Here is a 21,563-nt window from a genome sequence, read left to right as displayed (position 1 = left end):
CCTTACACCGTCAGAACAACGCAGCTGTCGGCATCCCAGCACAAACGAACTTCATCACCCCAGGTTGGCGACCCTTTACGATGACGGTGTTCATTCTGTAGCTGTGCGCTGATCATCTGCCCGCTTTTCAGGCGTACGTGGTAGATAGACAGATCACCGAGATAGGCAATATAAATCACTTCCCCCACCGCGAAGTTGTAGCCATCCGCCGGCGGCTCATCGCAGAGCATGATTTTTTCCGGACGCAGAGCCACCCACACCGGAACATTATCAATCACCGACGCATCAGGGTCGACCTTCAGCGGATGAGTCAGCCCCGGTGAGTTCAGCACCAGGCCATCTTCCAGGCGCTCTTTCACCAGTCCTTCAAACACATTGACCGAACCGATAAATTCCGCGCTATAGCGGGTCGTCGGATGTTCATAGATCTCTTCCGGCTCGCCAATTTGCACGAACTTACCGCGGTTCATAATGGCGATACGCCCAGCCATGGTCATCGCCTCTTCCTGATCGTGGGTCACCATCACGCAGGTCGCACCGACACGCTCGAGAATATCCACCACTTCCAGTTGCATCCGGTCACGCAGTTTTTTATCCAGCGCGCCCATTGGTTCGTCGAGCAGCAGCAGTTTTGGCCGCTTCGCCAGGCTACGCGCCAGAGCAACACGCTGGCGCTGGCCGCCGGACAGCTGGTGCGGTTTACGTTTGGCGAATTCCTGCATATGCACCAGCGCGAGCATCTCCTGCACCCTGCTGGTGATTTCGGCTTTCGGCAGTTTGTCCTGCTTCAGACCAAAGGCAATGTTCTGCTCCACCGTCATATGAGGGAACAGAGCGTAAGACTGGAACATCATGTTGATCGGCCGCTGATAAGGCGGTACGCGAGACAGATCGACGCCATCAAGCATAATCTGGCCGGCCGTCGGTTCCTCAAAGCCTGCCAGCATACGCAGCAGCGTTGATTTACCACAGCCAGATGCGCCAAGCAGCGCGAAAATTTCGCCTTTATAAATGGTGAGATTGACGTCATCGACGGCGTGTTGACCATCGAAGGATTTCGTCAGGTTACGGATTTCCAGCAGCGGGGTTAGCGCTTTGGGGGTTTTCGCCTGTGGGCGGGAAATTGCGTCATTCACTCGGGTGCTCTCCGGCAAAAAAGCTAACCACCGTATGGCCCGGTTGCCATACATTCTACTTTACAGTGCAGGTGCACCATCCTGGTGCATACATTCGCTGCACGTTGCATCTGTGTTTACGCTGGCCGGGTAATGCAATCTCCCGGCCGGGTAAGATCTGTTCAGGCCCGGCGAACCGGGCCCTAAGATGTTATTTCCCGCTTTTCACTTTCGTCCACGCACGGGTACGCACGCGGTCGATTTTCGGATCCTGAACTTTCAGGGTGAACAGCTTGGCAAAAACGTCCGCCGGCGGGTAAATAGCCGGGTTATTACGGATCGCTTCGCTCACCAGCGGAGTCGACGCTTTGTTACCGTTCGCGTAGTACACCTGGTCGCTGATTTTGGCGATAACTTCCGGGCGCATCAAATAGTTAAGGAACTGATATGCTTCATCTTTATTCTTGGCATCCGCAGGCATTGCAAAGACGTCAAAGAAGGCCAGTGCACCTTCTTTCGGGATAAAGTAAGAGACGTTCACGCCATTCTTAGCTTCTTTCGCCCGGTTCGCCGCCTGCCAGACGTCGCCCGCCCAGCCGATCGCGACGCAGATATCGCCATTCGCCAGGTCATTGATGTATTGCGAGGAGTGGAAGTAGCGAATATTCGGCCGCAGCTTGAGCAGCAGGTCGGTTGCCGGCCCGGTGTAGTCGTTGGCTTTGCTACTGTTAGGATCTTTGCCCAGATAGTTCAGGACCGTCGCAAAAATCTCTTCCGGTGCATCGAGGAAGGAGACGCCACAGCTTTTCAGTTTTTCGAGGTTCTCTGGCTTCAGGACCAGATCCCAGCTATCCAGCGGGGCATCTTTACCCAATACGGCTTTCACTTTATCGACGTTGTAGCCGATACCGGTTGTCGCCCACAGATACGGCATCGCATATTTATTATCCGGGTCGTGCTTCGCCACCAGTTTCAACACTTCCGGGTCGAGATTTTTCCAGTTCGGTAACTTACTCTTGTCCAATGGCTGGAAAACGCCGGCAGCCAGCTGCCGCTCAAGGAAACTCGCCGACGGTACGACCAGGTCAAAACCGGTGCTGCCGGCCATCAGCTTGCCTTCCAACACTTCGTTGGAATCAAAAACGTCATACACCACTTTAATACCGGTCTCTTTTTCGAAATCGGCTACCGTGTCCGGCGCGATATAATCAGACCAGTTATAAACATGTAGGGTTTTCTGTTCCGCTGCGAGTGAACCGGCAGAGACGGCCATCAACGCACCCGTAACCAGACCTGTTAACCATTTTTTACCAAAGGCGGTCATATCTCTTATTCCTTCTCAAATGCCCGTTAACAAGCGGGCTTAATATACGCACTTGTCTGCATGCAATAATCGTGCATGTTTTTTCATTGCCTAAGAAAAGGAGAGAGGACCTCTCCCGGAATGGTTGCCCGCAACTGGAAGCATCGCCAGAATAACTGTAGCCAGAATAAGAGGCTATAGCCCAGGTAAAATAACGCCTTTTATCAATTTTTTATGCAATAACGGTCTACGTGATAAGCCAAAAGCGGCAGAACGGCGGTGAAAAATTCTTTAAGGAAAGGTTAATAGCAGAATAAAAGCGTGTAATACACAGCCACCGTGGCAGTGGCTGCGCTATTCATCGACAGGTTTAGTGAAGAAAATGGTGCTGAACTTCTTCAGCGGGGTACTCTTCTTCTTCGGCTTTAAAGAGCACCTGGTTGGCGGCCGCTTCGAGGATCACCATTGAAATTTGCTCTTCGCTCTGGCGGAAGAACCAGCCAAATTGCTCAACGGTAATGCCAACGCCGACGGATAACGCCTGGCACACCACCAGTTTAGGCAGGTTATCATCCTGGATATCCAGGAACGCTTTGACGGTTAACGAACTGGCGTTGATCGCCGACAGATCGGCAGACAGCGGCAGCAATGCCGAAGGCTTCACTTCCGCAAGGGCAGAAAAGAGCACCACGTTGTCTACCAGATCGATTTTTGCATCGAAAATGCCTTCGAAATTCTGCATATGCGGCAGGTGCAAAGCCTGGCAGGAATCACACTCAAAAAAGCTAATGCCTAGCTCATCGAGCCAATGACGTAGCGTATCCAGACCCGGAACGACCAGTGAATCCATATGACCTGTGACCTCTTGCTGTGTAAAAACGACGCCATAGCTTACGCAAAAAATACGCGGCATACCACGAAAGTGTCAGCGCGACCGATTATCCGCCCATTTTCAGACAAAATTCAGGCGTGGCCTGACGCTCGATCCAGGCGATCATCCGCCCGGCAATATCAATTCCGGTGGTCGTTTCAATCCCTTCAAGACCCGGTGAGGCGTTAACCTCCATCACCAGTGGCCCGCGGGTTGCGCGTAAGATATCGACCCCGGCCACGTCCAGACCGAGGGTCTGCGCCGCTTTGATGGCCATCGCCCGCTCCTGCTCGCTGATAATGGCGACCGTTGCCACCCCACCACGGTGCAGGTTAGAGCGGAAATCACCCTCTTTCGCCCGTCGCTCAATCGCCGCCACCACTTCGTTGCCCACCACCAGACAGCGAATATCCCGCCCTTTTGCCTCGGCGATGTACTCCTGAACCAGAATATGCGCGTTCAAACCCCGGAAGGCATCAATCACGCTTTCGGCTGCCTGACGCGTCTCTGCCAGCACCACGCCGATCCCCTGCGTGCCCTCCACCAGTTTGACGACCAGGGGCGCACCGCCCACCATGGCAATCAGGTCGCTGGTATCGTCCGGAGAGTGGGCGATCCCGGTCAGGGGAAGATCGATCCCCTGGCGTGCCAGCAGCTGCAACGAGCGCAGCTTGTCGCGGGCGCGGGTAATCGCCACCGACTCATTGAGCGGATAGCTGCCTAACAGTTCAAACTGGCGCAGTGCCGCGGTACCGTAATAGGTAATGGCGGAACCGATCCGTGGGATCACGGCATCAAAATGCGGGAGCTGGCGGCCTTTATAGTGAATTGATGAGGCCACCGGACTGACGTTCATATAACAAGAAAGCGGATCGAGGATTTCCACCTGGTGACCGCGCTTCTGCGCGGCTTCACGTAGGCGACGACATGAATAGAGCGTTCCATCCCGGGATAATATGGCAATTTTCACCCTGCACCTCTGCAAAAAGACCCGCTCCGGCGGGCCTTCACTGTATTAATTACGCCACCACCGCCTGGCCTCTGACTCTTGAGGCGCTAAGCAGGCAGCAGTGTACACGCAATCAGCGCGTTGCCCAGCCCTGCTTATGCAGGTAATCCAGAATAAACGGGCGGCTTTCTTTAATGATAGTGCGGCGAATATGGTCGCTCCAGGTATCGCGACGCGTATTGCTGCCGCGTGACAGATAATACTGTGCCATCTGCTCATCATATTCTGCCAGCACCGTTTCATCCAACGGCTGCCAGCTATTTTCATGCACCAGCATCGCCGCCGGCATACGCGGCTTCACATCCGGGTTATCGGCAGGCCAGCCGAGGCACAGGCCAAACAGCGGCAGAACATGCTGCGGCAGGTTCAACAGCTCGGTCACCGCATCAATACTGTTACGGATCCCGCCAATGTAGACGCCACCCAGCCCTAACGACTCAGCGGCAACCAGCGCGTTTTGCGCCAGCATCGCGGTATCTACCGCCCCCAGCAGCAGCTGTTCTGCCAGACCCAGTTGAGCATCCGGGCAGATCTGCAGATGGCGGCTAAAATCGGCACAAAATACCCAGAACTCCGCCGCACGGGCCACATGCTGCTGGCCGCCGCTTAGCGTCACCAGCTGCTCGCGAAGCTGCGGGTCGGTCACGCGAATAATAGAGCTGCATTGTAAAAAGCTGGAGCTGGATGCCCCCTGTGCGCTGGCGATGATGGCGGCACGCTGTTCGTCGCTGATGGGCGCATCGGTAAAATGGCGAATGGAGCGGTGGCTACGCAGCAGATCAATGGTCGGCGTCATCTCGTTTTTCTCTGTCAGGTGAAGAAGGTGGTTTTTGAGTTTGCGTCAGCTGTGGCGCCACGATCCTTGCCATACGCCACATCAGCGCAATGGCCGCAGGCAGCATCAACAGGATCCCGGCGAAAATCATCAGCAGGGCTGCCGTAGGGCTGGAAAACGGCGCCGGCAGCTGCAGGTACTGGTTGAGCGAGAGCCAGGCCAGGGTCAACAGCACAATACCGATAATTTCTATCACCAGGACGCTTTTTGGTAAGGCGGCGGGCGATCGCATAACTCTCCTCCGGTCAATGTAGGCTCTGCGGACAAGCGGTTAAGCGCCGCACAGCGGGGACAGTATAGTCATTTAACAGGACCGACATTTATCAAACATAGCCTTAAACCATCGGAGAAAAAGGCAGAACCTTCTTTTACTCACCGCCGGAACAGGTCATCATAGTCAGTATTCGCCATCCGGCAGAGAGTTAAGGAGAAAAAGCATGTTTACGGTTATTTTTGGTCGTCCCGGTTGCCCTTATTGCGTTCGTGCCAAAGAGCTGGCTGAAAAACTGACCAATGAACGCGATGATTTTAACTATCGCTACGTTGATATTCACGCTGAAGGCATCAGTAAGAGCGATCTGGAAAAGACCGTGGGTAAACCCGTTGAGACCGTTCCGCAGATTTTTGTCGATCAGAAACACATCGGCGGCTGCACTGATTTTGAAGCCTGGGCAAAAGAGAATCTCGGCCTGTTTGCCTGAGCCGACTCATTCTCTTGACGAGTGCTTGCGCCTGGAATCTAGCCAGGCGCAGATAAACATAAAGCACAGCGCGCCCAGCGCACACCAGAACACCGCACTAAACAACCACGCCAGCTGCTGCCAGAATGTCCGTTGTGCCACAAAAAAAAGCCGCATTGCCAGCAGGCAGACCGGCGCCGCCAGAATAGCGCCCACCACCGGTAGGATCACCCGTCGTCCTGGAGAAAGGCTACTGGCCGCCGCACCGGGCAGCAAAAAGAACAGCAGCCCGACTTCAGAATTGCCGGCAGCACGAAAGACTCCGTTCATATGCAGTAACAGAAATAAACAGACCACGATAAACAGAAAGAACCCGCAAGTAATACCGATCCAGGCGCGCTCAGATTTCACACCATCCTCCTGATTCTGCCTCTAACCCACTTCAATACATCCAGTCAGATAAAGCATTCTGGCAATCCATGCCATTTTTGCACCCACTCACCTAAAAACGATTGTGACTAGCCGCAGCATCCAGGAAGGATTAAACTAGCGACTCATTTTTAGTGGTTATACCGGGATGCCGGAACAAGGTTCGGAATGTCACGAACACTGGCCAACCTTAGACTAAATAACCATTTCCTTCAACAACTTACTAGTAAATGAGAAGTTGGCTTTCGTGAATATAAACGTCGCAGATTTGTTAAACGGGAATTACATCCTGTTATTATTCGTTGTACTTGCGCTGGGGCTTTGCCTCGGAAAACTGCGCCTGGGTTCAGTACAACTTGGTAATTCTATTGGCGTTTTAGTGGTTTCATTATTATTAGGCCAGCAGCATTTCAGTATTAACACTGATGCGCTGAATCTGGGCTTTATGCTGTTTATTTTTTGCGTTGGCGTGGAAGCCGGTCCCAACTTTTTTTCTATCTTTTTCCGCGACGGGAAAAACTATCTGATGCTCGCCCTGGTGATGGTCGGCAGCGCGATGCTGCTGGCAATGGGGCTGGGTAAACTGTTTGGCTGGGACATCGGCCTGACGGCGGGGATGCTGGCAGGCGCCATGACCTCAACCCCGGTGCTGGTAGGCGCCGGCGATACCCTGCGCCACTTAGGGATGCCCAGCGATCGGCTGGCGCTCTCTCTCGACCATTTGAGCCTCGGCTATGCGCTGACCTACCTGATTGGTCTCGTCAGCCTGATAGTCGGCGCCCGCTATATGCCGAAGCTGCAGCATCAGGATTTGCAGACCAGCGCCCAGCAGATTGCCCGTGAGCGCGGGCTGGATACCGACTCCAAACGTAAAGTCTACCTGCCGGTGATCCGCGCCTACCGCGTCGGCCCGGAGCTGGTGGCCTGGGCCGATGGTAAAAATCTGCGTGAGCTGGGGATCTATCGTCAAACGGGCTGCTATATCGAACGGATCCGCCGTAACGGCATTCTGGCTAACCCGGATGGCGATGCGGTCCTGCAAATGGGCGATGATATCGCGCTGGTGGGCTACCCGGACGCCCACGCTCGTCTCGACCCGAGCTTCCGTAACGGTAAAGAGGTTTTCGACCGTGACCTGCTGGATATGCGCATCGTCACCGAAGAGATCGTGGTTAAAAACCACAATGCCGTTGGCCGCCGCCTGGCGCAGCTGAAGCTGACCGACCACGGCTGTTTCTTAAACCGCGTTATCCGTAGCCAGATTGAAATGCCAATCGACGACAACGTGGTGCTCAACAAGGGCGACGTTTTGCAGGTCAGCGGCGATGCGCGACGCGTTAAAACCGTTGCCGATCGTATCGGCTTTATCTCGATTCACAGCCAGGTAACCGACCTGCTCGCCTTCTGCGCCTTCTTTATCGTCGGCCTGATGATCGGGATGATCACCTTCCAGTTCAGCTCTTTCAGCTTCGGGATTGGTAATGCGGCGGGGCTGCTGTTTGCCGGGATTATGCTTGGTTTCCTGCGGGCCAACCATCCAACCTTCGGCTATATCCCACAGGGCGCGCTGAATATGGTGAAGGAGTTCGGCCTGATGGTCTTTATGGCCGGGGTCGGCCTGAGCGCCGGCGCCGGGATTGGTCACGGCCTGGGCGCCGTTGGCGGCCAGATGCTGGCAGCCGGCCTGATCGTCAGCCTGGTACCGGTGGTGATTTGTTTCCTGTTTGGCGCCTATGTGCTGCGTATGAACCGCGCGATGCTGTTTGGCGCCATGATGGGGGCCCGTACCTGCGCCCCAGCAATGGAGATTATCAGCGACACCGCGCGCAGCAACATTCCGGCTCTGGGCTACGCGGGGACCTATGCCATCGCCAACGTGCTGTTAACCCTGGCGGGGACGCTGATCGTCATCATCTGGCCAGGGCTTCAGTAAATATTTAAGAAAAAAATGGATAGAGGCAGAACTTTTCTCTCGGGCGTCAGTCATAAGTAGTGCCACTGCTTTTCTTTGATGTCCCCATTTTGTGGAGCCCATCAACCCCGCCACTTCGGTTCAAGGTTGATGGGTTTTTTGTTGCCTGAAATCCGTGTTTTTGAAATCACCATGTCACCCACTCTCCTTCATGTCAGCGATCGCGATGGCCTCAAAGAGCTCCTGCCGTCTCGCCCTAACCCGGTTCCCTCCCCAGGATGTACTGGTGCACAGCTGCGTTGATTGCTATTTGTGTCGTGTTAAACGCCACCAATCATTCAGCACATTTATTTATACCCTGAATTCTATTTCGGATTTTTCCAAAAAATATAAATCTGATCGTTTACGTTCCAGGGGAAATCTTTAGATAATCTTAATTACACGGCGTGTTCTTGTAACGCCTTGACTTAGTATCCTCTGGTCCGTAGGGTTCAATCAATACAACAACCCAGCACAGATAAATAAGGATATCATTATGAAAACATTAACTCCGCATGAAATGGAACACGTTAACGGCGCAGGTATTATTGGTTCAGGCCTGGCTTTTCTCGGCTGCACTACAATTGCCAAGCCTATTAATGACATTGAAAATAGCATCCTGGAGGGAACCATTGGGCGAATCCCTGGAATTGGCGGCGCCCTGGTTGACCTCCTGAGAGATCCTTTCGGTGCATTGACACCAAAGTATGTCCCGGTGACAAAGTCCTCAGGTAAGTGATACAAACAATATCGATTATCAGCACATTATAAATGGCTCTGCTGTTAATCGACAATCCGGAGTCCCCCGACTCCGGATTATTATCTGTAAAAATAAAGCGTTCTATTTTCTCAGAAAAACATGGCTATTGTAATAATGTAAAAAAGACTTCGATTCAGCCCCTTGAACTGACTATACCCCATCTCAATCCGGCATTCTGCTGCGCAATGATGATACTCGCCCCCAGATGAGGTACAGAGGTAAATAAATCACAACACCACACAGAAGCCAGATGTTTTCAGTCTCAAGCAAAACGCCCATATGGATTGAAAACATCAATAACATTGAACACACAATAATAACATGGAGCTTGTTATGTTTTTTTGAATATAAAGCATATGAATACAACATGGTTTATTCCAACCAGAAGAATTTATGTATACATATTACAATAACCGCGCGGATAAAAAATCTGAAAATGCGATCTAACTGTTTTCCCTTTCTGTACCGAAGACATCAGGAATGGAGGCGATGCGATATCTATAGCAACATTTTAGGTACAAATTAACAACCTGATTATTACTTGAATCTTTACACCAAAATAAATACATAACCAGTTGACACTTAATATAATATAAAGAAAGCCATTCCTTTATCAGGCAGAACGATTTTTTAACACCTCACAATTAAAGTCAATAAGGTCGGTTCTCTGATATTCCTGGCATTAAACCACTATCGCAATCATCCTCAATGATCAATTGTTGGATTCAGCTCATTGAATAAACATGTTTCCCTTTTGGCACTCATGATAATCCCAAAGGGAAACTGACATCCCGGGGTAACGATACCCCCTCACCCCTCTCCGGCCAGCCGCCCGACCATCAGGCGGATCGCCGGTTTAGAAAGCGGCGCGCTATCCGTGACGAAATGCAGGGTCATGCCCTCAATAAACGCATCCAGCCCGCGGGCGGTGGGCGGATCAAACCACTGCTCCAGGGTTTGCTGGCTGCGCTGCATCCAGTGCTGCATCACCGCCTTTAACGCCGGCTGGCTGCTGCAGAACGCATACAGCTGATACATCAGCTCCATGTTCCGCGCGGTGGTGACCTGGGCGCTGAAAATCAACTCGGCAATGGCATCGCAGGCCTCTTCGCGATTGCTGACCGAGGCAAAAAATTGCTGATACTGCTCCGACATATCGCGAGTGAAAATACGAAATGCCTCTTCAATCAGCGCTTCAATACCGCTGAAATAGTACGTCAGTGAGCCCAATGGGACCTCCGCGCAGCTGGCGATTTTACGGTGCGTGACCGCATGGATCCCGTGGGTGGCGATAGTCTCCAGCGTCGCCTGCAAAATGCGCTCCCGGCGCTGCGGATCGTTCGGTCGGCGGGCCATAGTTTTCCTCATTCATCGCGTTTATACACAAGCCATCCGGCAGCTATGCCGTTTTCCTGATGCCAGGCGTTGTCATGAAACTGACATCCTGAAGTATATGTACAAATGTACACAACCTTGCTACTGTTGTCTCTATCTTCTCATTCACTGGCATGGACGAATGACCGCGCAAACCTCCCGCAGAGCATTGCAGCTTCGGCTGTGGGCACTCTTTATGTTCTTCTTTATTCCCGGATTACTGATGGCGTCATGGGCCACCCGTACGCCGGCGATCCGCGACCTGCTCACGCTGTCGACCGCGGAAATGGGCATCGTTTTATTTGGCCTCTCTATTGGTTCGATGAGCGGCATTCTCTGCTCGGCATGGCTGGTTAAGCGCTTCGGAACCCGCAAAGTTATTCGAACTACCATGTCCTGTGCGGTCGTTGGCATGATGGTCCTCAGCCTGGCCCTGTGGCTTACCTCGGCCACGCTGTTCGCCATCGGGCTGGCCATTTTTGGCGCCAGCTTCGGTTCTGCGGAAGTCGCAATTAACGTCGAAGGTGCCGCCGTCGAACGAGAAATGAATAAAACCGTCCTGCCGATGATGCACGGCTTTTACAGCTTCGGGACGCTGTTTGGCGCCGGCGTGGGGATGGCGGTAACCGGTTTTGGCTTGCCTGCCGCACCGCATATTCTGCTGGCTGCGCTGGTGGCTATCGCCCCTATCGCTATCGCAATTCGCGCTATTCCTGACGGTACCGGGCAGAATGCCGCCGAAAGCGCTCATCACGAAGAAAAAGGGTTGCCGGTATGGCGCGACGTGCAGTTGCTGCTGATTGGCGTGGTGGTGCTGGCGATGGCCTTTGCTGAAGGCTCTGCCAACGACTGGCTGCCGCTGCTGATGGTGGATGGACACGGCTTCAGCCCGACCTCTGGCTCCCTGATTTACGCCGGGTTTACCCTCGGCATGACCATCGGTCGCTTCACCGGTGGCTGGTTCATCGACCGCTACAGCCGGGTCACGGTGGTACGTGCCAGCGCGGTGATGGGCGCCCTGGGTATCGGCCTGATTATTTTCGTCGATAACCCATGGGTGGCCGGAATCTCGGTGCTGCTGTGGGGACTGGGGGCGTCGCTCGGCTTCCCGCTGACCATTTCCGCCGCCAGCGATACCGGCCCCGATGCGCCGAAACGCGTTAGCGTAGTGGCGATAACCGGCTACCTCGCCTTTCTTGTCGGGCCGCCGCTGCTGGGCTTCCTCGGCGAACATTTCGGCCTGCGCAGCGCCATGATGGTGGTGCTGGGCCTGGTTATGGTGGCCGCGCTGGTCGCGAAGGCGGTGGCAAAACCACAACATGAACCTGTCATGGAGAACAGTTGATGAGTATCAAACTGATTGCGGTAGACATGGACGGCACCTTCTTAAGCGATGCCAAAACCTACAATCGCCAGCGTTTCCTGAGCCAGTATCAGCGGATGCGCGAGCAAAATATTCGTTTTGTGGTAGCCAGCGGCAACCAGTATTACCAGCTGATTTCGTTTTTCCCCGACATCGCCCATGAAATCGCCTTCGTCGCCGAAAATGGCGGCTGGGTGGTCAACGCCGGTGACGACGTCTTCAACTGCCAGATGCCGAAAGATCATTTCCACACGGTGATCGATTATCTGCAGACGATGCCGAATATTGAGATCATCGCCTGCGGCAAACGCAGCGCCTGGACCCTCAACCAGTATAACGATGAGCTGAAAGCGGTGGCGGCGAAGTATTACCATCGCCTGCAGCTGGTGGATGATTTTAACCATATCGATGACGTTATTCTGAAATTCGGGCTCAACGTCCCCGACAGCCTGATCCCGACCATTCAGCCGCAGCTGCATGCCGCCTTAGGCAACATGGTGACCGCCGTAGCGACCGGTTTCGGCAGCATCGACCTGATTATTCCCGGCATCCATAAAGCCAACGGCCTGCGTATCCTGCAACAGCGCTGGGGCATTGAGGATCACGAAGTGGTGGCGTTTGGCGACAGCGGAAACGACATTGAAATGTTGCAACATGCTGGATTTGGCTTTGCGATGGCTAACGCGGCTGCCCCGGTGAAGGCCGTGGCGGACTACGATGCCCCGCATAACAACGAAGAAGGTGTATTGCACATCATCGACAAAGTGTTGAATCGCGAAGCGCCGTTTGCCTGATGCGGTTCCGGGGGTAGCGTGCATTGCCGCCCCTGGAACCATCCAGAAACGTCAGGCCTGCGGGTCGTTGGCGTTTCCTATGCTCTTGTCTTTGAGGAAATAGACCATCATCGCCAGCCACAGCACACCGCTGAGCAGATTAAACAGGCTGAACACACCGCTCCCTCCCAGCGCATAGGCATGCTTGCTGACTTCAATCCCGACGGTAAAAATCAGCATCTGCAGCATCCCCATCGCCGCTGACACCGTCCCCTTACTCATATCGCTGGCAAACAGCGTCAGACGAACCAGCCCGGCGTTTGCCAGGCCAATTCCGAAGGCGTATACGCTCAGTCCGGCGGTCATCCATAGATAAGCATGGCTCGACACCACCGTTGCCGCCGCAGCCAGCAGCAGACCGAGCGAAATCGGCCAGCCGCCGAGAATAATCAGCGATCGTACCGTACGCCTCGAGGTCAGCCGCGCCAGCACCAGATTACCGGCAATCAGGGCGCCGAAAATCGGCACCTGCAGCAGCCCGTATTCATAGCTGGTGGCCTGTTCGCCACTGATAATAATCACCGGAGACTGCGCAATCCATGCCAGCAGCGGCAAGCTCACGAAACCAATCGCCAGAGAGCCGGCGACAAAGCGCAGATTCTTCAGCACAAGGGCATAGTCGCGCCCCAGCTCTTTCATCGACAGCTTCTCGCCCATGCGGGTAGCGGTTTCCGGCATCGCCCGCTGAAGGCCGAAAAACGCGATGGCCGCCAGCACGGCAAACAGCACAAACATCATCTCCCACGGCAGGATGTGCACCCATGCTGCCCCCACCAGCGGGCCGAGCAGCGGCGCAATCAACGCCACGTTAGCCATCAAGGCGGTGATTTTGATACACATCGCCTCCTCAAATGACTCCTGAATCGCGGCGTAACCCACAGCGCCAATAAAGCACAGGCTGATACCTTGTAAAAAACGCAGCAGCGTAAACTGTTCAATGGTTTGCGCCAGCAGGGTAGCCAGGCAGGTCACGATAAACCACACCACGCCGGTGAGCATCACCGGACGACGGCCGATACGATCCGACAGCGGCCCTAACAACCACTGTAAAAACATGCCGCCGGCGAGATAGGCGGTCATTGAGGTAGGCACCCATTCATTGCCAGCCTGAAACTCCTCCACCACCGTCAGCATCCCCGGCTGAATCATATCGTTGCCGATATAGGTGGAGAATTCGTATAACACCAGGCACAAGGGGAACAGCAGCGCCTGCCGTCCGAGGCGGCGACCTGAAAGCGAATAATTCTGCATGCAATCTCTTATTTAAAAAAAAATCGCGCAAAGTTTAATGAAAGTCGTGCTGAGGAGATAGTGAATTGTGAGTGACAATGAAAAATAGCGCAAAGTCCCCCAGGACGGCCCACCCGTTTTATCTCAACCTCTCTTTATTTCGTTTATATTTCAATTAGGTTACAGGCGATATACTCATCGCAGCTGCGTGTATGCGAAGAAACGGTCTCGCCATGCTTCCTATAACGAGCTGATAATTAAGACAACACCACTTTACCTCATCGCCACCGCTGCTTAAGGTGGGCGGCTTATTGCTATCGGACACAAGAGCCTGGACATATGCTGGAAAATATCAACGACGCGCTGTTCGCCTTAATTAACGCCACCCCTGCCTCCCCGGCATGGGCTATCGAAATTGCCACCTTCATCGCCAAAGAGGTGATTTTGCTGGTGCCATTGCTGGCGGCGGCGCTGTGGCTCTGGGGACCGAATCAGCGGCAACTGGTATGTAAAGTGGCGCTGGCGCTGGCGATCAGCCTGAGCCTCTCGTGGATATTTGGTCATCTGTTTCCCCATGACCGTCCCTTTGTTGCGGGTGCCGGCTACCAGTTTTTGCATCACGCGCCGAATAACTCCTTCCCCAGCAACCACGGCACCATCAGTTTTACCTTCGCGCTGGCTTTTTTATTCTGGCATCGCCTGTGGTCTGGCGTCGCGTTAATGGCCACCGCCGTCGCAATCGCCTGGTCCCGGGTCTATCTCGGCGTGCACTGGCCGCTGGATATGGTAGGTGGTCTGCTCACCGGCATGTGCGGTTGCCTGGCAGCCGGATTGCTGTGGCAAGTGGGTGGTCAAGGGCTTTATCGCTACCTCGAGCAGGCATACCGCCTGTGCTTCTCCCTACCAATTCGTAAAGGCTGGGTGCGTGACTAACCCTCTCCCGACAGGTAAAATTGCCCACTAACGCCCTGCCAGTGCAGGGCGATTTCAGCTTAGAGGGTATATGGAAACACGTCGTGATGAACGTATCAGCCAGCTCATTCAGGCGCTCAAGCGCAGCGATAAGCTTCATTTAAAAGAGGCCGCAGCGCTACTGGGCGTGTCAGAGATGACCATTCGTCGCGACCTGAACGGCCATAATGGCCCGGTGGTGTTATTAGGGGGCTATATTGTCCTTGAACCACGCAGCGCAACCCATTACCTGCTCAGCGACCAGAAAACCCGCCTCGTGGATGAAAAACGCCGCGCTGCCCGGCATGCCGCCGCTCTGCTACAAGCGCATCAGATGGCCTTTTTTGACTGCGGCACCACGACCCCGTGGATTATCGAAGCTATCGATAACGCCCTGCCCTTCACCGGCGTCTGCTATTCGCTGAACACCTTTCTGGCGCTACAGGAGAAGCCGCAGTGCCGGGCGATATTATGTGGCGGGGAATTTCACGCCAGCAACGCGATTTTTAAACCCCTAAGCCTTCAGGATACCCTCAGCCATCTGTGCCCGGATATCGCCTATTATTCGGCTGCCGGGATCGACTGCGAACAGGGCGCCACCTGCTATAACCTCGAAGAGTTGCCGGTAAAGCAGTGGGCGATGCGCAGCGCGCGCTATCATGTGCTGGTGGTCGATCACAGTAAGTTTGGCAAGGTCAGGCCGGCGCGGATGGGAGATCTGGCGAATTTTGACGTGATTGCCAGCGATGTCTGTCCGGATGACGACCTGCTGGCACTGGCAAAAGAAAAACAGATTTCACTGCTGTACTGACCGCGCCCCGCAGGGCGCGGCCTGTCGGTTACGAGAACCAGCTACCGAACCAGCCGTGCAGTTTCATCAGCACGAAGTCCATCATCCGGCTGAAGAAACCGCCTTCATTAACGGCTTCCATCACGATCAGCGGACGCTGTTCGATCGTTTTGTCGTTAAGCTTAAAGTCGATAGTCCCGACCACCTGCCCTTTAGTCAGCGGCGCCGTCAGCTGCGGATCCTTCAGGGTATAGCTGGCCTTCAGGTTTTTCAGCTGGCCTCTTGGCAGCGTAATCGAGCCCGCTTCACCGGCGCCCAGCTTAGCCTCACTGCTGTCACCAAACCAGACCCGCTGGGTGATAAAGGTGGCATCCGGTTTGATCGGCGTGACCGTTTCATAGAAGCGGAAGCCCCAGGTCAGCAGCTTTTCGGATTCATTAAAGCGAATACGGTCGGTCTTCGTTCCGAGCACCACGGCAATTAGTCGCATGTCACCCTGAGTTGCCGAAGAGACCAGGTTATAACCGGCACCGGCGGTGGTCCCGGTCTTCACGCCATCGGCGTTCAGATTTGAGCTCCACAGCAGACGATTGCGATTCGGCTGGCGAATTTTATTGAACGTAAACTCTTTTTCTTTATGGATGGCGTACTCTTCAGGGACGTCATGGATCATCGCTTTGGTCAGCAGTGCCATATCACGTGCGGTACTGAACTGGCCCGGCGCATCAAGGCCGTGGACGGTCATAAAGGTGGTATTGGTCAGTCCCATTTTCTGCGCATAGCCGTTCATCAGGCTAACAAAGGCGTCCTGGCTCCCCGCCACATAGTCAGCAATCGCGATACTGGCATCGTTACCGGACTGAATGATGACCCCTTTATTCAGGTCTTCAACCGAAACCTGCATGCCCGGCTTGAGGAACATCACCGATGAACCGCGCAGCGCCGGGTTTCCGGTCGCCCAGGCATCACGCCCGACGGTCACCATATCGGTGGACTTAATTTTGCCCGCCTTCAGCGCCTGCCCGACGACATAGCTGGTCATGATCTTGGTCAGACTCGCCGGGTCGAGTTTTTCATCGGCATTGCCTTCGCTGAGCACTTTGCCGCTGGCATAGTCCATCAGAACCCAGGCACGAGCATCAATTGACGGGGCATCAGGGAGTTGTTCCGCAGCCTGCACCGCAGGCGCCACAAGAACGAGGAGAGCGCAGCCTGCCACGAGGCCGCGTAGGGAAAAAGCATCACGCGTCATAAGAACCACCCAAGTATCCTTTCCAAACAAAATATGCCGCAAAACCCTTCCGGCACGGCAGCAGCCGGTGAGTAAAGCGTACAAATGACCTTAAAGAAACAGCGAGTTGGTAAAGTTTTTAAAGTTTACGCAATAACCCCGCTCCCTGCTGAAAACAGCGCATTTTTTTTGATCATGATGGCTAAAAATTATCGTCATTATGCCACGATGATAAATAATTGTATAAAATCAATACAATACCTTACTTCCCATACCATAACACATCTGACTTTTGTGCCGAAACCGGCATTGATGCTTATTTATGCACGACGTCGGGTTCAGGGCAGCCATTTGCTATCAACGCCAGGCCGCTTCCCCTGCGGCTTCCCCGCAGAAACGTTTAATAAAAAACGTTTTGGCAGATGCGTGAATGAACCCGATTCTCTAGTATTTCGTCGTCCACTGTTGGGGACGCGTTTTTTCTGGTTTGGGCAGTAAGCATTCAGCGCTGGTACCCGTCAGCGCTATTTTTCATTTTTGTAGCCGGGTCATTCCTTACGAACGTTCGTTCATCTCTGCAGACCAGAAGCATAACGGCCCCGATCGGGGCCTGTGGTTATTCAGATGGCGGCTGGTTTTTATTCCAGTTCAAGAAATCTCCTTTAAAGAGCGTCTCCGGTTGCGCTTCAGGTCGTAACGAACAGTTATGCAGGATCGTCCGATCGCGTCGATACAGCGTCGCCTGATCCCCTTCAACCCAGTACACATACACCCCGTCAGAATAGCGCTTGCCTGAAGCGGATAACCCTTCATCGAGGAGCAACGGTTCGCCGTCGACCACCAGCGACACCTGTTTTTTAGTGTCGTTCTGCCATAAAAACAGCGCGGTCTCATCGCACTGGTATTCCAGGGTTTTGGTTTGCCCTTGTTCCACCAGCTGATGGTAGTAACTGCATCCAGAAAGCAAAGCCGGGAGTAACACGCAGATAATCTTTTTCATTTTTTACTCTGGCGTCGCCATCTCAGAGGAATGAGCCGCTACGGGTTTCACTATCTGATCAAATACCGTCGTTAACTTGTCAAACACCGCTCTCATTTCTGTTGGATAGGTTAAAGATAACCACGTTGCTAATACTGCCCCGGCCAAAAAACCCAACTTCATACTCTGCCCCTGATTGTTTTTACTTTGCCTCCCGTCAGTGACGAAGAGCCAGTTTTAATGCGTGGTGCTTGTGCCCCCTGCGAGCCAACTGACGCAACTTGCCGTCGAGCATGGGCGTCCACCACAGCGAAAACTAACATAAGATGCCAGACACACTCAGGCGCTATTATGTTTAAAATTGGAACGATATCAGGGTGATTATCCCTGCAGGCTAGTGAGGCGCCTGGGGAAATAAAATTGCCCAGGTTCGCAAGTGTGATATCAAAACAGAGAAATGCTGACGTTCGGGTTCGGCAGTCAGATTTGAGGGCGGTGACAATATGGCGGGCTGGCATGGCCACGGGTGATTGACGGGCCAGAATTATCCCCGACATCGCTGCCGGGGAAGATCTTAATTTCCGGTCACAGCCGCAGCGGCAACAGGATGGTCAGAATTCGCGACCACGGTGGTGCGGGCAATCGGATGGTTACCGTTATCGCTGGTAGCTGCAGCAACAGCAACCGGGTGGTCAGCAGAGGCCACGGCAGTGCCACGTGCAACCGGATGGTTGCCATTACCGCTGGTTGCGGTCGCCACGGCGACAGGGTGATCGGAGGTCGCGACCGCGGTGGTACGAGCAATCGGATGCGAACCTGCAAAGGTAGGGGCCGCGACAATTGCGAGAACTACAGCCAGAATTGTTTTATTCATAAATCATCTCTTTTATTAATGCCGACCTGATATTTTCAGGCCCCGGCGTTATTTGGATAAGGCGTCGTTTAAATTAATAACCTGAGCAACATAACGAACAACCTTAATATCCCTGTCAAGCATCAACAACCAAAAGCATTATCCAGGTAATCATAAGCTCACCAATTATTGTTAAACAAAAAAGTTAAGCATGAAAAGGCGCTTTTGATTTTATTTTAAATATTCAAAATTGCGCTTGTTCTTATTGCTTTTACCTTTACTGGCTGCACACCGAGATATCCGGATAAATAAAAAGGAGGTAATCCATTCCCATCGTCACGCTGATACCCGCCGCCTCAAGCGGGGTCGTATCGCCCCGTACACCCAGGGTTCGCGCGGGTTGCGTCCTTGCTGGCAAATAAAAGCACTTGCCGGAATATGCGCTTTATTCCAACATGGCGGTTCACCATACTGCAATGTTGGCTCAATAACAGACAGGAACCGATATGATTACGCTGTGGGGCAGAAATAATTCGACGAATGTGAAGAAAGTGCGCTGGGTACTGGCAGAGCTGGAGCTTCCTTATCAGCAGATCCCTGCCGGGCTGGAATTTGGTCTCAACCACGACCCCGAGTTTCTGGCGATGAACCCGAATGGCCTGGTGCCACTTCTGAAAGATGACGCTAACGGCCTGGTGCTGTGGGAATCGAACGCCATTATTCGCTATCTGGCGGCGGAATATGGTCAGGAACGTCTGTGGCCCAACTCCCCCCTGCAACGCACCCGGAGCGACAAATGGATGGACTGGGCGAATGGTTCGCTTTCTCCGGCCCACCGCCCGGTATTGATGGGGCTGGTGAGAACGCCGGTGGAGAAACGTGACCCGGCGGCCATCGCTGCCGCCATTGCCGCCTGTGAAGCGTTGTTCGCTATCCTTGATGATGAACTGGCGACCAGCGCATGGCTGTCCGGCGAGCAGTTTGGGCTCGGTGACATTGCCGTGGCCCCCTTTGTCTACAATCTGCTGTCGATTATCGACAGCTGGCAGCCGCGCCCGCACCTGCAGCGCTGGTACCAGCAACTGCACGAGCGTCAGCCATGGCGCGACGTGGTGATGATTCCGGTGACCTGATCCTACGCGGCCGGGCTCACCTTCAGCAGTTCACCGTTGGACTCGTCGGTTAAGAGATACAGATAGCCGTCGGGTCCGACGCGCACATCGCGAATACGTTTACCGCGGTCGCCGAGCAAGCGCGTCTCTTCATGCACCTTTTCGCCGTTCACCCGCAACACAATCAGCGACTGATCCTTCAAAGCCCCGATAAACAGCTTATTGCGCCACTGGGGAAAGGTCTGCGCATCGTAAAATGCCATACCGCTCACCGCCGGCGACTGTTTCCAGACAAACAACGGCGCTTCGGTTCCGGCAACCGCGGTACCCTGTGCTTCAGGAATCGCCAGGCCGCTGTAGTTAACCCCGTGCGTCGCCAGCGGCCAACCGTAGTTTTTACCTTTCTGGGGAATGTTGATCTCATCGCCACCGCGCGGCCCGTGTTCGTTCAGCCATAGGGTATGGCTCCACGGATTCATCGCCATTCCCTGCGGGTTGCGAATGCCATAAGACCAGATCTCGGCTCTGGCACCGGCTTTACCGACAAACGGATTATCGTCCGGCACACGACCATCTTCGGTCAGGCGCACCACCTTGCCCTGTAGCTTGTCCAGATCCTGCGCCGTGGCACGCTGGTTATTTTCCCCCAGTCCAATAAACAGATAGCCCTTGCCGTCAAACACTAGCCGTCCGCCAAAATGGTTGCCGGTGGAGAGCTTCGGCTGCTGGCGGAATACCACGTGAAAATTTTCCAGCCGCCGCTCATCGTCGCTCAGACGACCAAACCCAACAGCGGTGCCGGCTTTACCCTCCTCCCCGGCTTCGGCATAACTGAGCCACACCCGCCGGGATTGGACAAAATCGGGGGCCAGCGCCACATCCAGCAGTCCGCCCTGGCCGTTGGCCCACACCTGCGGCACTCCGGATATCGCCGCTGAAAGCCCCTCGCCCTGGCGCCAGCGCTTCAGCTCACCGCCGCGCAGGGTAATAAGCATTCCCCGATCGTCCGGCAGAAATGCCAGCGCCCACGGGTGTTCCAGTTGGTTTTGCAATACCTCGACGCGGACCTTTTCGGCGAGGGTCACGGCGGGAAAGCAGAACGTGGCTATCGTCATCAGAATAACGGTCTGGCGCATGGAGACTCCTTTTATCGGCAATCCGATAAGGGTAGCCAGCGAGGCGCATCAGGAAGGGATTTTTACATAACATTAAACAGGGGGAGCTCAACTCCCCCTGACGATCAGGCGTGGCTTGCTGCCGCCAACTTATTCAGTTTATGAATATTCAGCGACAACGCTGCCAGGTAGCGTTCCAGCATCTCGACGTTTACCGCGATATACGACGGGCAGTCATGGCGCCCGCTCATCAAGCAGATCGCCGCAGAGGCGACGGCTTCACCCGCAGAACGGAAAGCGTCCTTCTCTTCCGGCGCGAGGGCATCCCGCAATAGCGCTCCGTATTCACGCATTTCACGGCAGAGTTCAAACAAGTTATCCCGCAGATGCTCATTTTCGCTGACTGACATATAGCCCTTCGCTTTGCGTAGCTGCAAATAAGCATCAAGATCGATACTGGCATTAATCAGCTTATTCAGAAGGTTACGGTAGCGTCTGTCAACGTTCATCATGGTTCCTCCTCTTTTGTTGTCCATGCTCACAATCATAATATGGTTATTTTTTGTGCAGAAAGATGCGCAAGGTCAATCATTCCGGTTAATTAACATCATTTACAATGTTAAAAAGATGGTTATCCTCTCCCGCGCGCCGTTGCGTCGTTAAGATACGACAATAAAACAAAAAATGTTATACGTAACACATACCATCGAAGGGGATGATGAATACGTTTAAATCATTAAATTACTATTTATTGCCGGTTACATCACAGAACAACACCA

General features: G+C 53.9%; 23 protein-coding genes and 1 pseudogene. 9 read left to right on the top strand and 15 right to left on the bottom strand.

The annotated features are described in order from the left end of the window. Positions 1–2: 2 nt before the first annotated feature. The 6 genes from potG to ACMYSO_RS21945 form a co-directional block, all read right to left on the bottom strand. Complete coding sequence (gene potG / locus ACMYSO_RS21970) at positions 3–1,136, bottom strand: putrescine ABC transporter ATP-binding subunit PotG (protein ID WP_123756120.1); 1,134 nt, start codon at positions 1,134–1,136, stop codon at positions 3–5. A gap of 190 nt (positions 1,137–1,326) precedes the next feature. Then, the gene (potF, locus tag ACMYSO_RS21965) at positions 1,327–2,439 is read right to left on the bottom strand and encodes a spermidine/putrescine ABC transporter substrate-binding protein PotF (protein ID WP_434585762.1); all 1,113 of its coding nucleotides are present in this window, start codon (positions 2,437–2,439) and stop codon (positions 1,327–1,329) included. A gap of 349 nt (positions 2,440–2,788) precedes the next feature. Continuing rightward, positions 2,789–3,268 (bottom strand): YbjN domain-containing protein, encoded by a 480-nt coding sequence (locus ACMYSO_RS21960; RefSeq protein ID WP_123756245.1) that lies wholly within the window; start codon positions 3,266–3,268, stop codon positions 2,789–2,791. 88 nt (positions 3,269–3,356) lie between these two features. Continuing rightward, positions 3,357–4,259 (bottom strand): 30S ribosomal protein S6--L-glutamate ligase, encoded by a 903-nt coding sequence (gene rimK, locus ACMYSO_RS21955; protein ID WP_434585763.1) that lies wholly within the window; start codon positions 4,257–4,259, stop codon positions 3,357–3,359. 112 nt (positions 4,260–4,371) lie between these two features. After that, the gene (gene nfsA / locus ACMYSO_RS21950) at positions 4,372–5,094 is read right to left on the bottom strand and encodes a nitroreductase NfsA (protein WP_434585764.1); all 723 of its coding nucleotides are present in this window, start codon (positions 5,092–5,094) and stop codon (positions 4,372–4,374) included. Beyond that, positions 5,078–5,365, bottom strand: a complete 288-nt coding sequence (locus ACMYSO_RS21945; protein ID WP_123756116.1) for a YbjC family protein — start codon at positions 5,363–5,365, stop codon at positions 5,078–5,080. Before ACMYSO_RS21945 ends, nfsA begins: the two co-directional genes overlap by 17 nt. Before the next feature lie 205 nt (positions 5,366–5,570). On the opposite strand from ACMYSO_RS21945, the gene ACMYSO_RS21940 reads away from it, so the two are divergent. Next, positions 5,571–5,834: a GrxA family glutaredoxin gene (locus ACMYSO_RS21940; RefSeq protein ID WP_004859945.1), complete on the top strand. Its 264-nt coding sequence runs from the start codon at positions 5,571–5,573 to the stop codon at positions 5,832–5,834. 6 nt (positions 5,835–5,840) lie between these two features. Here the strand turns inward: ACMYSO_RS21940 and ACMYSO_RS21935 are convergent, their stop codons facing one another. After that, a complete protein-coding gene (locus tag ACMYSO_RS21935; RefSeq protein WP_123756115.1) occupies positions 5,841–6,224 on the bottom strand; it encodes an inner membrane protein YbjM in 384 nt (127 codons plus the stop codon). A gap of 265 nt (positions 6,225–6,489) precedes the next feature. Between ACMYSO_RS21935 and ACMYSO_RS21930 the strand changes: the two genes are divergently transcribed. Further along, positions 6,490–8,175, top strand: a complete 1,686-nt coding sequence (locus tag ACMYSO_RS21930; protein WP_123756244.1) for an aspartate:alanine antiporter — start codon at positions 6,490–6,492, stop codon at positions 8,173–8,175. A gap of 514 nt (positions 8,176–8,689) precedes the next feature. Beyond that, on the top strand, positions 8,690–8,932 hold the full coding sequence (locus ACMYSO_RS21925) for a hypothetical protein (RefSeq protein WP_434667840.1): 243 nt from the start codon (positions 8,690–8,692) through the stop codon (positions 8,930–8,932). Positions 8,933–9,763: 831 nt separating this feature from the next. On the opposite strand, the gene ACMYSO_RS21920 is transcribed toward ACMYSO_RS21925, so the two are convergent. Further along, on the bottom strand, positions 9,764–10,309 hold the full coding sequence (locus tag ACMYSO_RS21920) for a TetR/AcrR family transcriptional regulator (protein ID WP_434667837.1): 546 nt from the start codon (positions 10,307–10,309) through the stop codon (positions 9,764–9,766). Between the two features lie 160 nt (positions 10,310–10,469). Here ACMYSO_RS21920 and ACMYSO_RS21915 point away from each other — a divergent pair, with 160 nt between their 5' ends. Together ACMYSO_RS21915 and ACMYSO_RS21910 are read left to right on the top strand one after the other, a co-directional pair. Continuing rightward, positions 10,470–11,672, top strand: a complete 1,203-nt coding sequence (locus ACMYSO_RS21915; protein ID WP_434667834.1) for an MFS transporter — start codon at positions 10,470–10,472, stop codon at positions 11,670–11,672. Beyond that, a complete protein-coding gene (locus ACMYSO_RS21910) occupies positions 11,672–12,484 on the top strand; it encodes a Cof-type HAD-IIB family hydrolase (protein ID WP_434667831.1) in 813 nt (270 codons plus the stop codon). Before ACMYSO_RS21915 ends, ACMYSO_RS21910 begins: the two co-directional genes overlap by 1 nt. A 51-nt stretch (positions 12,485–12,535) precedes the next feature. On the opposite strand, the gene ACMYSO_RS21905 is transcribed toward ACMYSO_RS21910, so the two are convergent. Continuing rightward, a complete protein-coding gene (locus ACMYSO_RS21905; protein ID WP_434667828.1) occupies positions 12,536–13,774 on the bottom strand; it encodes an MFS transporter in 1,239 nt (412 codons plus the stop codon). A 318-nt stretch (positions 13,775–14,092) separates the two neighbouring features. Between ACMYSO_RS21905 and ybjG the strand changes: the two genes are divergently transcribed. Together ybjG and deoR are read left to right on the top strand one after the other, a co-directional pair. Continuing rightward, complete coding sequence (ybjG, locus tag ACMYSO_RS21900; RefSeq protein WP_434667825.1) at positions 14,093–14,686, top strand: undecaprenyl-diphosphate phosphatase; 594 nt, start codon at positions 14,093–14,095, stop codon at positions 14,684–14,686. Between the two features lie 70 nt (positions 14,687–14,756). Further along, on the top strand, positions 14,757–15,515 hold the full coding sequence (gene deoR, locus ACMYSO_RS21895) for a DNA-binding transcriptional repressor DeoR (RefSeq protein WP_434667822.1): 759 nt from the start codon (positions 14,757–14,759) through the stop codon (positions 15,513–15,515). A 28-nt stretch (positions 15,516–15,543) separates the two neighbouring features. Here the strand turns inward: deoR and dacC are convergent, their stop codons facing one another. Beyond that, positions 15,544–16,746: a serine-type D-Ala-D-Ala carboxypeptidase gene (gene dacC / locus ACMYSO_RS21890; protein WP_123756107.1), complete on the bottom strand. Its 1,203-nt coding sequence runs from the start codon at positions 16,744–16,746 to the stop codon at positions 15,544–15,546. 84 nt (positions 16,747–16,830) lie between these two features. Between dacC and ACMYSO_RS21885 the strand changes: the two genes are divergently transcribed. Further along, positions 16,831–17,223 carry a hypothetical protein gene (locus ACMYSO_RS21885; RefSeq protein WP_434667819.1) on the top strand — a complete coding sequence of 131 codons (393 nt, stop codon included), beginning with the start codon at positions 16,831–16,833 and terminating at the stop codon, positions 17,221–17,223. A 193-nt stretch (positions 17,224–17,416) separates the two neighbouring features. Here the strand turns inward: ACMYSO_RS21885 and ACMYSO_RS21880 are convergent. The 3 genes and pseudogenes from ACMYSO_RS21880 to ACMYSO_RS21870 all read right to left on the bottom strand — a co-directional run. Beyond that, positions 17,417–17,725, bottom strand: a pseudogene (locus ACMYSO_RS21880) (MliC family protein); the annotation flags it as partial. 3 nt (positions 17,726–17,728) lie between these two features. Then, positions 17,729–17,887 (bottom strand): hypothetical protein, encoded by a 159-nt coding sequence (locus ACMYSO_RS21875; protein ID WP_434667816.1) that lies wholly within the window; start codon positions 17,885–17,887, stop codon positions 17,729–17,731. 391 nt (positions 17,888–18,278) lie between these two features. Next, positions 18,279–18,578 (bottom strand): hypothetical protein, encoded by a 300-nt coding sequence (locus ACMYSO_RS21870; RefSeq protein WP_434667813.1) that lies wholly within the window; start codon positions 18,576–18,578, stop codon positions 18,279–18,281. 485 nt (positions 18,579–19,063) lie between these two features. Between ACMYSO_RS21870 and ACMYSO_RS21865 the strand changes: the two genes are divergently transcribed. Next, positions 19,064–19,690, top strand: a complete 627-nt coding sequence (locus tag ACMYSO_RS21865; protein WP_434667810.1) for a glutathione S-transferase family protein — start codon at positions 19,064–19,066, stop codon at positions 19,688–19,690. A gap of 2 nt (positions 19,691–19,692) precedes the next feature. Here ACMYSO_RS21865 and ACMYSO_RS21860 read toward each other — a convergent pair whose 3' ends face one another. Together ACMYSO_RS21860 and ACMYSO_RS21855 are read right to left on the bottom strand one after the other, a co-directional pair. After that, positions 19,693–20,784, bottom strand: coding sequence for a PQQ-dependent sugar dehydrogenase (locus tag ACMYSO_RS21860; protein ID WP_434670856.1), 1,092 nt, complete (start codon positions 20,782–20,784; stop codon positions 19,693–19,695). A 125-nt stretch (positions 20,785–20,909) separates the two neighbouring features. Further along, positions 20,910–21,293, bottom strand: coding sequence for a biofilm formation regulator BssR (locus ACMYSO_RS21855; protein WP_434587015.1), 384 nt, complete (start codon positions 21,291–21,293; stop codon positions 20,910–20,912). Between the last annotated feature and the right edge of the window lie 270 nt (positions 21,294–21,563).

Origin of the sequence: Klebsiella sp. B345, assembly GCF_051131735.1 — a bacterium.
Lineage (GTDB): Bacteria > Pseudomonadota > Gammaproteobacteria > Enterobacterales > Enterobacteriaceae > Klebsiella.
The sequence above is the reverse complement of the archived record's forward strand: the minus strand, read 5'-3'. Positions and strand labels throughout refer to the sequence as shown.